General features: G+C 58.4%; 10 protein-coding genes. 7 read left to right on the top strand and 3 right to left on the bottom strand.

Going from position 1 to position 11,898, the window contains the following annotated elements:
* The 4 genes from ftsY to rpoH all read left to right on the top strand — a co-directional run.
* A partial coding sequence (ftsY, locus tag V3W49_RS21905) for a signal recognition particle-docking protein FtsY (protein ID WP_500148087.1) occupies nt 1-1,047 on the top strand: 1,047 nt, incomplete at its 5' end.
* 2 nt (nt 1,048-1,049) lie between these two features.
* Nucleotides 1,050-1,718, top strand: coding sequence for a cell division ATP-binding protein FtsE (gene ftsE, locus V3W49_RS21900; protein WP_154774119.1), 669 nt, complete (start codon nt 1,050-1,052; stop codon nt 1,716-1,718).
* A complete protein-coding gene (gene ftsX, locus V3W49_RS21895) occupies nt 1,711-2,781 on the top strand; it encodes a permease-like cell division protein FtsX (RefSeq protein WP_500148086.1) in 1,071 nt (356 codons plus the stop codon). Before ftsE ends, ftsX begins: the two co-directional genes overlap by 8 nt.
* Before the next feature lie 266 nt (nt 2,782-3,047).
* Nucleotides 3,048-3,905 (top strand): RNA polymerase sigma factor RpoH, encoded by an 858-nt coding sequence (gene rpoH / locus V3W49_RS21890; RefSeq protein ID WP_500148085.1) that lies wholly within the window; start codon nt 3,048-3,050, stop codon nt 3,903-3,905.
* A gap of 66 nt (nt 3,906-3,971) precedes the next feature.
* Here the strand turns inward: rpoH and V3W49_RS21885 are convergent, their stop codons facing one another.
* The 3 genes from V3W49_RS21885 to pdxR all read right to left on the bottom strand — a co-directional run bounded on the left by V3W49_RS21885 (nt 3,972) and on the right by pdxR (nt 7,237).
* Nucleotides 3,972-4,715, bottom strand: coding sequence for an SDR family oxidoreductase (locus V3W49_RS21885; protein ID WP_500148084.1), 744 nt, complete (start codon nt 4,713-4,715; stop codon nt 3,972-3,974).
* Between the two features lie 135 nt (nt 4,716-4,850).
* Complete coding sequence (locus V3W49_RS21880) at nt 4,851-5,747, bottom strand: LysR family transcriptional regulator (protein WP_500148083.1); 897 nt, start codon at nt 5,745-5,747, stop codon at nt 4,851-4,853.
* 20 nt (nt 5,748-5,767) lie between these two features.
* Entirely contained in the window at nt 5,768-7,237 is a 1,470-nt protein-coding gene (gene pdxR / locus V3W49_RS21875) for a MocR-like pyridoxine biosynthesis transcription factor PdxR (protein WP_500148088.1), read from the bottom strand.
* Between the two features lie 120 nt (nt 7,238-7,357).
* Here pdxR and V3W49_RS21870 point away from each other — a divergent pair, with 120 nt between their 5' ends.
* From V3W49_RS21870 to V3W49_RS21860, 3 genes are read left to right on the top strand one after another with little or no spacing between them, the layout of a single operon-like run.
* The gene (locus V3W49_RS21870) at nt 7,358-8,626 is read left to right on the top strand and encodes a 4-aminobutyrate--2-oxoglutarate transaminase (protein ID WP_500148082.1); all 1,269 of its coding nucleotides are present in this window, start codon (nt 7,358-7,360) and stop codon (nt 8,624-8,626) included.
* Between the two features lie 11 nt (nt 8,627-8,637).
* Complete coding sequence (locus tag V3W49_RS21865) at nt 8,638-10,092, top strand: NAD-dependent succinate-semialdehyde dehydrogenase (protein WP_500148081.1); 1,455 nt, start codon at nt 8,638-8,640, stop codon at nt 10,090-10,092.
* Between the two features lie 58 nt (nt 10,093-10,150).
* The gene (locus V3W49_RS21860; protein ID WP_500148079.1) at nt 10,151-11,395 is read left to right on the top strand and encodes an aromatic amino acid transport family protein; all 1,245 of its coding nucleotides are present in this window, start codon (nt 10,151-10,153) and stop codon (nt 11,393-11,395) included.
* The last annotated feature ends 503 nt before the right edge of the window (nt 11,396-11,898 follow it).

The following is an 11,898-nucleotide window of genomic DNA, read 5'->3' as shown; positions in this document are numbered from 1 at the left end:
GCAGAAGCAGAAGCAGAAGCAGAAGCAGAAGCAGAAGCAGAAGCAGAAGCAGAAGCAGAAGCAGAAGCAGAAGCAGAGGCAGAAGCGCCGCAGCATGCCGCTCAGGCAGAACAGGATAAGCCGACCAAAGAGGGCTTCTTCGCACGCCTGAAGCGCAGCCTGGTGAAAACCAAACAGAATCTGGGTTCTGGTTTTATCAGCCTGTTCCGCGGTAAGAAGATCGACGACGAGCTGTTTGAAGAGCTGGAAGAACAGCTGCTGGTGGCGGATGTTGGCGTGGAAACCACCCGTAAAATCATCACCAACCTTACCGATGGCGCTTCCCGTAAGCAGCTGCGCGACGCCGAAGCGCTCTACGGTCTGCTGAAAGAGGAGATGAGCGGTATCCTGGCGAAGGTGGATGAACCGCTGAACGTGGAAGGTAAAACCCCGTTCGTGATCCTGATGGTTGGCGTTAACGGCGTGGGTAAGACCACCACTATCGGCAAGCTGGCGCGTCAGTTCCAGCAGCAGGGCAAGTCTGTGATGCTGGCGGCGGGGGATACCTTCCGCGCCGCGGCAGTGGAGCAGCTTCAGGTCTGGGGCCAGCGTAACGATATTCCGGTGGTGGCGCAGCATACCGGCGCCGACTCCGCGTCGGTGATTTTCGACGCCATTCAGGCTGCAAAAGCGCGGGATATTGATGTTCTGATCGCCGATACCGCAGGGCGTCTGCAGAACAAAGCGCACCTGATGGAAGAGCTTAAGAAGATCGTGCGGGTGATGAAAAAGCTGGACGAAGAGGCGCCCCATGAGGTTATGCTCACCATTGATGCCAGTACCGGCCAGAACGCCGTTAGCCAGGCGAAACTGTTCCATGAAGCAGTGGGGTTGACCGGCATCACTCTGACCAAACTGGATGGGACCGCGAAAGGGGGGGTTATCTTCTCGGTAGCGGACCAGTTTGGTATTCCGATTCGCTACATCGGCGTCGGTGAGCGGATTGAAGATTTGCGTCCCTTTAACGCGGACGATTTTATTGAGGCACTGTTTGCCCGAGAGGATTGACTATGATTCGCTTTGAACAAGTCAGCAAGGCCTATCGCGGCGGGAGGAAAGCGCTGCAGGGCGTCTCTTTCCATCTGCGACAAGGCGAGATGGCGTTCCTGACTGGCCATTCAGGGGCCGGGAAAAGCACCCTGTTAAAGCTGATTTGCGGCATTGAACGCCCCAGCGCTGGCCAGATCTGGTTCAGCGGTCATGATATCAGCCGCCTGAAAGCGCGCGAGGTGCCTTTCCTGCGTCGCCAGATCGGGATGATTTTCCAGGATCATCATCTGCTGATGGACCGCACCGTGTATGACAATGTGGCCATCCCGCTGATTATTGCGGGCGCCAGCGGCGAAGATATTCGTCGTCGCGTCAGCGCGGCGCTGGATAAAGTGGGGCTGCTAGACAAAGCGAAAAACTTTCCTATCCAGCTTTCCGGCGGTGAACAGCAGCGGGTGGGTATTGCCCGCGCCGTAGTGAATAAACCTGCCGTGCTGCTGGCGGACGAACCGACCGGTAACCTGGACGGCGCGCTGTCGGAAGGCATTCTGCGCCTGTTCGAGGAGTTTAACCGCGTAGGCGTGACGGTGCTGATGGCGACCCACGACCTTGCGTTGATTTCACGGTGCCCGTATCGGGTGCTGAACCTGAGTGAAGGACATCTGCACGGAGGCGCCGCCGGTGAATAGACGTAAACCGTTACCCAGCAGCAAGCAATTCAATAGCAGGAATCCGCGCGGCGGAAAATCGTCCGGCCGTCTGGGCGAGCTGGGCCGCCTGGCGAAACAGCGGGTGAGTGGCGGCAATCGTGCTCCCCAGCCGCGACGCAAAGGGGTGAAGGGCGGGGTTAACGAGCAGTTTCGTTACGCCTGGCAGGGAGCCCTGCAGGATCTGCGCGATAAGCCTTTCGCCACCTTTCTGACGGTGATGGTGATAGCCATCTCCCTGACGCTGCCGAGCGTCTGCTATATGGTGTATAAAAACGTAAACCATGCGGCGACCCAGTACTATCCCTCTCCGCAAATTACCGTCTATCTGGAAAAGACGCTGGATGATAACGCGGCCCAGCAGGTGGTCGCGCAAATCCAGAGCGAACAGGGCGTTGAGAAGGTGAACTATCTCTCCAGAGACGAGGCCCTGGGCGAGTTTCGTAACTGGTCAGGCTTTGGCGGCGCGCTGGATATGCTGGAAGAAAACCCGCTGCCGGCCGTAGCGGTGGTGGAGCCAAAGGTCGACTTCCAGGGCACCGATTCGCTGAACACGTTGCGCGACAGGATCTCCCGCATTCAGGGGATTGATGAAGTGCGTATGGACGATAGCTGGTTCGCCCGGCTGGCGGCGCTGACCGGCCTGGTGGGCCGCGTGGCGGCGATGATAGGCGTGCTGATGGTGGCAGCGGTGTTCCTGGTTATCGGCAACAGCGTGCGGTTAAGCATCTTCGCCCGTCGCGATACGATCAACGTTCAGAAGCTGATTGGCGCGACAGACGGCTTTATTTTGCGTCCGTTCCTGTATGGCGGGGCGCTGCTGGGCTTTAGCGGCGCCTTCCTGTCGCTGATACTGTCAGAGGTGCTGGTGCTGCGACTTTCGTCCGCGGTCAGCGAAGTGGCCAGGGTGTTCGGCACCAAATTTGAGCTTAGCGGCCTGTCATTCGACGAATGCCTGTTGCTGTTGCTGGTATCCTCGATGATTGGTTGGGTGGCAGCCTGGCTTGCCACTGTGCAACATTTACGTCACTTTACCCCTGACTGATAAATCTCTGGTATACTCATTCCCTGCTTGCGAGATCCCGTTAGCAGGGAATGAGCAATATGTTGATTCTCTCGGTTCCCTGCCTGCGTTTTCATAGCATCGTCACATTTTTTTGATAACCTTATTCACATTTCGACATTGAACTTGTGGATAAAATCACTGTCTGATGTTACAGAAGCGCGTATGCTCGCAACAGCAAATGCCGCTCCGGAGCGTCGTTGCCTGACGGGGATGACGCGGAGTCAAAAAGAATTGTGAGGATTTGAATGACCAACGAGATGCAAAATTTAGCTTTAGCCCCGGTGGGTAACCTGGAGTCTTATATCCGGGCCGCCAACGCCTGGCCGATGCTGTCGGCCGAGGAAGAGCGGGCACTGGCTGAAAGGCTGCATTACCAGGGCGATCTGGAAGCAGCGAAGAAGCTGATCCTGTCCCACCTGCGCTTTGTTGTTCATATCGCTCGTAACTACGCCGGTTATGGACTGCCGCAGGCGGACCTGATCCAGGAAGGGAATATCGGCCTGATGAAAGCGGTGCGCCGCTTTAACCCGGAAGTTGGGGTACGTCTGGTCTCCTTCGCCGTACACTGGATCAAGGCGGAGATCCACGAGTATGTGCTGCGCAACTGGCGTATCGTCAAAGTGGCAACCACTAAAGCCCAGCGCAAACTGTTCTTCAACCTGCGTAAAACCAAGCAGCGTCTTGGCTGGTTTAATCAGGACGAAGTGGAGATGGTGGCCCGGGAACTGGGCGTCAGCAGCAAGGACGTGCGTGAAATGGAGTCGCGAATGGCGGCCCAGGACATGACGTTCGATATGCCGTCCGACGACGATTCCCACGACGGTCAGCCGATGGCGCCGGTGCTTTTTCTGCAGGATAAAACCTCGAACTTCGCCGATGGTATCGAGGACGATAACTGGGAAGAGCACGCCGCGGATAAACTCTCCGACGCGATGCAGGGTCTGGACGAGCGTAGCCAGCATATTATTCGCGCCCGCTGGCTCGACGAAGACAACAAGAGCACGCTGCAGGAGTTGGCCGATCGCTACGGCGTTTCCGCCGAGCGCGTGCGTCAGCTTGAAAAGAACGCGATGAAAAAGCTGCGGGCCGCTATCGAAGCCTGATAAAGCACTCGCGGCGAAAAAACCCCGACGTTTCCGGACGCCGGGGTTTTTTATTGGCTGGAGAAATCAGTGCGGACTTGCCGTTGGCCGCACGATGATTTCGCTGACATCGACATCGGGCGGCTGCGCAATAGCAAAGGCGATGGCGCGGGCGACAGCCTCTGCAGGCATTGCCCCGGCACGGAACGACCTCATGGCCTCACGGGCGGAGCTATCGGTGATGGAGTCCGCCAGTTCGGATTCGGTTACTCCCGGACTGATAACGCTAACGCGAATATCACCGCCGACCTCCTGACGCAGGCCTTCTGAAATAGCCATAACGGCAAATTTGGTCGCGCAGTAGACCGCAGCCGCAGGCACCACACTGTGGCCGCCAGTCGATGACAGGTTGATGATCTGCCCCGCCCCCTGGCTTTGCATGACGGGTAGCGTCGCTGCAATACCGTGAAGTACGCCGCGGATGTTAACGTCGATCATCCGGTTCCACTCATCGAGCTTGAGTGCTTCCAGCTTCGATAGCGGCATCACGCCGGCATTGTTGATTATTACGTCGATACTGCCATAGCGTTCCCGCGCTGCGGCGACAAAAGCCTGCATCGATGCGATATCGGTGACGTCCAGTGCCCGATAGTCGGCTTCGCCGCCCGCTTCGCGAATTTCGCTTACCAGTCGTTCCAGGCGATCGCCGCGCCGCGCGCCCAGCATTAATCTGGCCCCCAAACCGGCAAGATGGCGTGCCGTGGCCGCGCCAATGCCGCTGCTGGCCCCCGTTATCAGGACGACTTTGTGGGATATATCGTTCATGGTCATTCCTTCTGTGGATGGCGATAGGGCATGCGCCCTGTTCACGAAGAACAGTTTATGAATTAAGACAGCAAGAATAATCGGGCAGGAACTGCATAGATTATGAAGTCAGGCGTATATAATCAGGCTACTCCCAACGTTTTACCTGACATGCCGCTTCAGAAAGTCGATAAATGCCCGCATGGCGGCCAGGTGGTGCCTTTGACGCGGATAGCAGAAATAGAAGCCATCGAAGGGCGCGCACCAGGGTTCGAGCATGGTGACCAGTCGTCCCTCGCGGATTAGCGGTGTTGCCCAGGCTTCAACGCTAAAGGCGATGCCAACGCCGTTAACGGCTGCGTCGAGCATGGCCCGGAGATCGTTGACGATCAAAGGGCCGTTAACCGCCACCCGGAACCAGCCGCTATCGCGCTGGAACTCCCACTGATAAGGATGTATCTGCCCAGGCCAGCGCCAGTTGATGCAGCGGTGTAGATGCAGTTCAGACGGCGTGCGGGGTTTGCCGTATCTGGTCACATAGTCGGGCGAAGCCACCACGCAATGGCGTAACATCGGCCCCAGGGGGATTGCCACCATGTCCTGTTCAAGCAGTTCGCCAAGGCGAATTGCGCCATCGAATCCGGATTCGATCATATCGACCGGATGGTCATCCAGCGTCAGATCCAGTTCAATTTCGGGACAGGTTTCGGTGAATGCCGCCAGTAACGGTTCGAGATAGAGCTGATAGCCAACGCGAAAAGTGTGAATCCGCAGCTTGCCGCGTGGCCGCTCTCCCAGCTCGGTGGTATCGGTAATGGCGGATTCGATCTCGGCGAAGGCGGGTTTGAGTCGCTTTAGCAGCCTTTCGCCCGCTTGCGTCATGCCGACCCGCCGGGTGGTACGATGAAACAGGCGTACGCCAAGCCGTGCTTCCAGCCCTTTGATGGTCTGGCTCAGCGCCGAGGGGGAAACCTGTAGCCTTTCCGCCGCACGGACGAAACTTCCCTGCTCGGTGATACAGATAAATGCCTGCAGTTCAGCGAATTCATTTCCGCGCATGGGGGACTCCTGGCTGATTGTTATGCCTCGCGAATACAGGTCAGCAGCGCCTGAAACGCCGCTGCCATCTGCACTTCCGGCTGGCTGGCAAACCCCATAATCAGGCCGCTACGTCGTTTGTCGGTCAGATAATAGCGCGACAGCGGGCGCACCAGAATATTGCGCTGGTTAGCCAGCCGGGCGATGGCGATGTCGTCGCAGCCTGGCGGCAGATTAAGGATCATATGCAGTCCGGCGTTATCGCTGAAATCGCTCAGGGCGTCGGGGCCAAGCTCATGTTCAATCAGCCCGCGGACGAACGCCCGGCGTCTGCCGTAAAGCAATCGCATCCGGCGAATATGGGCGCTGTAGTGCCCGGCCTGAATAAATTCCGCCAGCGCCGCCTGAATAATCGAATGGCCACCGCGGTACAGTTCGGCGTGGGCCGTTTTGATACGCTCCGCCAGCGGGCGCGGCAGTACCACATAACCGATGCGCAGCCCTGGATAGAGCGTTTTGCTAAAGGTGCCCATATAGATAACTGGCGCATCGGCTACCAGCCCCTGTAATGCAGGAATCGGCTGTCCTGAAAAGCGGAATTCGCTGTCGTAGTCATCTTCTACAATCCATGCGCCGGTGTGGCGCGCCAGCGCCAGCAGATGGCGCCGCCGCTCCAGGCTCATTACGGCGCCAAGAGGATACTGGTGGGAGGGGGTGACGAAGATCAGACGCGGCGGCTTGTTTACCCGCTCCGGCGCGATCATGCCGTGGCGATCCACCGGTACCGGAAGCATAGATACTTCGTTAATTTTCAGTATGTTGCGAATTCCCCAGTAGGAGGGTTCCTCTATCCAGGCTTCATCTCCGACGTCGCACAACATACGGGCCACCAGATCGATGGCCTGATGTGTTCCTTCGGTAATCAGAATCTGGTCGGCATGGCAGTGCACCGAGCGGGCGACCCGCAGATACTCCACCAGCGCGTTTCTGAGCTCCGGGGTTCCGCCCTGGCTGCTGTAGGTTAACCGTTCCGGCGGCGGGCGGCGGGCGAGTCGCGCCTGAATTTTACTAAACAGACGGTGGGGAAAAGCGCTGACGTCCGGCACGCCGGGAATAAAAGCACCCCACTGGCGCGGACTGGCGCTGGCCCGGTTGAGCAACTGTTCGCCACGCCGGGAAAAACCCGATGGCGTCGCACCTTCCTCCCCTTCGTCCTGCTCGCTCTGGCAGGACAAAAAGCTATCCGGTGCGGTATCCGCAACGAAAGTACCACTTCCCCGCCTGGCGACAATATAACCTTCTGCCAGAAGTTGTTCATAAACGGTTAAAACTGTGTTTCTTGATAGCCCAAGCTGCTGCGCCAGATCCCGCGATCCGGGCATCCGGCTGCCGGGTAGCAGGCTACCGTCAAGAATAGTGCGGCGGATAGCGTTATAAAGTCGCCGCTGTAGCCGCTTATCCTGCTCTTCATTGAGTCTGACCCACAGAAGATCGCCGACCAGAGTTTGCACAATTGGATCCATAAAATATTCCAGACTGGCACTCGATTGTAGGGCCAGTTCCCGGGTAAATAAAGCCATCTGTTTCAAATTTGTTGCATAAAAGTAACTTATGACCGGGAGGACATCAGGGTGAACAATTCAGAACTGAACCAGCGCCGTCTGAGCGCTACGCCGCGCGGCGTGGGCGTAATGTGCGATTTCTATGCGCAGAAGGCGGAAAACGCCACGCTGTGGGATGTGGAAGGCAATGAGGTGATCGACTTCGCGGCGGGGATCGCGGTGCTGAATACCGGCCACCGCCATCCGCGTATCACGGCAGCCATAGAACAGCAGCTGCAGGCCTTTACCCATACCGCTTACCAGATTGTCCCTTATGAAAGCTATGTGTCCCTGGCGGAACGTATTAACGCCAGCGCGCCCATTGAAGGCCCCTGTAAAACCGCTTTCTTCACTACCGGGGCGGAAGCAGTGGAAAACGCGGTGAAAATCGCTCGCGCCGCGACCGGTCGCCCGGGGCTAATCACCTTCGGCGGCGGTTTTCACGGTCGTACCTTTATGACCATGGCGCTGACCGGCAAAGTGGCTCCCTACAAAATCGGCTTTGGGCCCTTCCCGGGTTCGGTGTTCCACGCTCAGTACCCTAATGCCGCTCACGGCGTCTCGGTCGACGATGCCATGGCCAGCCTGGAGCGCCTGTTTAAAACCGATATCGCGGCGGATCAGGTAGCCGCCATCATCCTGGAGCCGGTTCAGGGCGAAGGGGGCTTTAACGTGGCGCCGCCGGCGTTCACCAAAGCCCTGCGGGCGCTGTGCGACCAGCACGGCATTCTGCTGGTGGCGGATGAAGTCCAGACCGGCTTTGCCCGTACCGGTCGTCTGTTTGCGATGGAGCACCACGACGTCAAACCAGATTTGATCACCATGGCGAAAAGCCTGGCGGGTGGGATGCCGCTTTCCGCTGTGGCGGGGCGCGCAGAAATTATGGATGCCCCGGCGCCTGGTGGTCTGGGTGGCACCTACGCCGGTAACCCGCTGGCGGTGGCGGCAGCCCATGCGGTACTGGATGTGATTGCCGAAGAGCAGCTATGCCAGCGTGCTGATGAACTGGGCAGCCATCTGGTGGAAACGCTCTCTCAGGCGCGTCAGCGCTGCCCGGCCATTGCCGATATCCGCGCGCTGGGCTCGATGGTGGCCGTGGAGTTTAACGATCCACACAGCGGCGAACCCGCGCCGGAACTGACTCAGCAGGTTCTGAAGCAGGCCCGGAAAGAAGGGCTGCTGCTGTTGAGCTGTGGAGTATACGGCAACGTGATTCGTTTCCTTTATCCGCTGACTATTCCGGACGCGCAGTTCAGCCGCGCCCTCGACATTCTGTCCCGCATTTTATCCCGAATCTGAGAGGTCGCGTGATGAAACTGAATCAACCTGATTTATTACGTCAGCAATGCCTGGTCAATGGCGAATGGTGTGATGCCGCGAGCGGCGCCCGGGAGCCGGTGATGAATCCGGCGAGCGGCGAAACCCTTGCCAGCGTGCCGCAGTTTAGCGAGGCGGAAACCTTACAGGCGATAGAAAGCGCTAATCAGGCCTGGCAGGAGTGGAAACAGCTCACCGCTAAAGCCCGCGCGACGCTACTCAACGGCTGGGCGGAGAAGATGATGGCGGCCCAGGAGGATCTGGCCCGGCTGATCACCGCTGAACAGGGCAAACCGCTGGCGGAAGCCCGGGGCGAGGTGGCCTATGCGGCGTCGTTTATTAGCTGGTTCGCTGCTGAAGCGCTGCGGGTGGACGGTTCTGTGCTGCAGTCGCCGCAGGCGAATCAGCGACTGGTGGTAGTGAAGCAGCCGGTTGGCGTTTGTGCGGCGATCACGCCGTGGAACTTTCCGGCCGCCATGATTACCCGTAAGGCGGCGCCGGCGCTGGCCGCCGGCTGCGTCATGATCGTCAAACCCGCCGAACAGACGCCGCTGACCGCTCTGGCGCTGGGCCAGCTGGCGATAGATGCGGGGATCCCCGCAGGCGTATTGCAGGTGATAACCGGCGATGCGGCGCAGGTGGGTAAGACGCTGTGCGACAGTCCGGTGGTGCGCAAACTGAGCTTTACCGGCTCCACGGAGGTGGGAAGGCTACTGATGGCCCAGTGCGCGCCGACCATTAAAAAACTGTCGCTGGAGTTGGGCGGCAACGCGCCGGTCATCGTCTTTGATGATGCGGATCTGGAAGCTGCTGTCGCGGGAATCATGGCATCCAAATTCCGTAACAGCGGCCAGACCTGCGTGTGCGCCAACCGCATCTACGTTCAGGAGGGGATTCATGACGCGTTGGTCGAAAAACTGGCCGCCGCGATTGCCGAATTGCAGCCCGGCGATGGCGCCCGGGAGGGCACTACTCAGGGCCCGCTTATTGATATCCGGGCGGTGGAAAAAGTGCAGAGTCATATTCGCGATGCGCTGGATAAGGGGGCATCGCTGGTCGTCGGCGGCCAGCCGCACGCGCTGGGCGGCACCTTTTTCCAGCCGACGCTTGTCACCGGTGTGACTCAGGAAATGCGCTTCGCTCGTGAAGAAACCTTCGGCCCGGTGGCGCCTGTCTTCCGCTTTCGCGATGAAGCCGAAGCGGTATCGATGGCTAACGATACCGAGTTTGGCCTGGCCGCTTATCTGTTTACTTCGAATGCTGCCCGTCAGTGGCGGGTAGGGGAAGCTCTGGAATACGGCATGGTCGGCGTGAATACCGGGCTTATCTCTAACGAAGTGGCGCCGTTTGGCGGTGTGAAACAGTCCGGGCTGGGCCGTGAAGGCTCGCGCTATGGCATCGAAGAGTATCTGGAACTTAAGTATCTGTGCATGGATGTAAGCCGTTAATCATCATGAAATCAATCTGTTCCGGCTGCATCGGCAGCCGGTATCCGAAGGAAGTCTTATGTCCGAGAACACCACCTTGTCCGGGGCGTATACCGCCCGAGAGCGGGTAATCGCTCCCGCCAAATCGCTCAGTTTTCTGGAAGGCGTGGCGATGATTGTCGGCACCAATATCGGTGCCGGCGTACTGTCTATCGCCTATGCTTCCAGTAAAGCGGGATTCTTTCCGCTGCTGTTCTGGCTGGTGTTAGTGGGTAGCCTAACGACTATCACCATGCTGTATGTGGCGGAAGCCACGCTGCGAACCCGCAAACATTTGCAGCTCAGCGGCCTGTCGCAGCGCTATGTCGGCAAACCTGGTGCCTGGCTGATGTTCCTGTCGGTCTGTGTGAACAGCGTTGGGGCGTTAACCGCCTATATGACCGGCAGCGGAAAGCTTCTGCAATCATTGCTGGGGATCTCCCCGGCACTGGGCAGCCTTCTGTTCTTTATTCCGGCTGCCGGCGTTTTGTGGCTGGGCCTGAAGGCCATTGGCCGCGGTGAGAAATTTATCAGTGTCGGAATGGTGGTGATGATCTCTGTACTGGTGATCGCCACTCTGTTGAAAGAGACCACCCAGATGCGCTATCTGCTGGATGGCGACTGGCGCTACATGGTGCCGGTGTTTAACGTGGTGGCCTTCTGCTTCGCGGCGCAGTATATCGTGCCGGAAATGGCGCGCGGCTTCGCCGACAAACCGGAACAGCTACCGCGGGCCATCATGACCGGTATGGGCATTACCTTTACGCTACTGGCGCTGGTTCCGCTTTCGGTCATCGTGCTGAATGGCCTGGATGAGATTACTGATGTCGCCACTATCTCCTGGGGGCGGGCGCTTGGAGAGTGGGCCTTCTTTTCGGCCAATATTTTCGCCCTGTGCGCCATGCTGACCTCATACTGGGGGCTGGGTGGCAGTTTCCTGAGCAATATTTTCGATAAATTCCGACTGGGTGAAGATAGCCAGATGGGGCGCCGCTTTCTGGTGCTGCTGATAGTGACGATCCCGCCGTTTGTGCTGGCCTATGGCGGTATGGTTTCGTTTGTGAACGCGCTCTACTTTGCTGGCGTTTTCAGCGGCGTGATCCTCTCGATCATGCCTGTTTTGATCCTGAAGGGCGCCCGTCGGCGCGGCGATATTATTCCGAGCTGGCAGTGCCGCTCCCTGATTACGCATCCGCTGATTCAAACCCTTATTGTGCTGCTATACCTTGCCAGCGCTGTTTACGCCGTGGCTTCCGCGCTGGGTTATCTGCCTGCGGGCTGGTAATTCCCGCGTGGGCCCTTTTTCCCGCCCGGGCTTTGGCTTCGGCGGGATTTTTTTTGGTTCATCGCGGATTAGTGTGGAGTGTTCGAAAGCGGAAACAAAAAACCGGCAGAATATAATGATGCGGCGGGCGGTTCCGTTCATTGCCGGGAAACTCCCTCTCCCGTTTCGGGAGAGGGCCGGGGTGAGGGAACAGACGGCTTCAGCGCCCGGTTTCAGAACAAAACCGGCAGAATATGACGATGCGGTGGGCTGTCCGTTCATTGCCGGGCAACTGCTTCTCCCGTTTCGGGAGCAGGCTGGGGTGAGGGTGACAGGTGGCTTCAGCGCCCGGTTTCAGAACAAAAATGGCGGAATATGACGATGCGGTGGGCTGTCCGTTCATTGCCGGGAAACTCCCTCTCCCGTTTCGGGAGAGGGCCGGGGTGGGGGTGACAGGTGGCTTCAGCGCCCGGTTTCAGAACAAAAGCGGCAGAATATGATAATGCGGTGGGCTGCTCCGTTCA

The sequence above is a fragment of the Rosenbergiella sp. YN46 genome (assembly GCF_036620675.1).
In the GTDB taxonomy this organism is placed as follows: domain Bacteria; phylum Pseudomonadota; class Gammaproteobacteria; order Enterobacterales; family Enterobacteriaceae; genus Jejubacter.
Note: the sequence above shows the minus strand (reverse complement) of the source record. Positions and strands in the feature narration are given on the sequence as shown.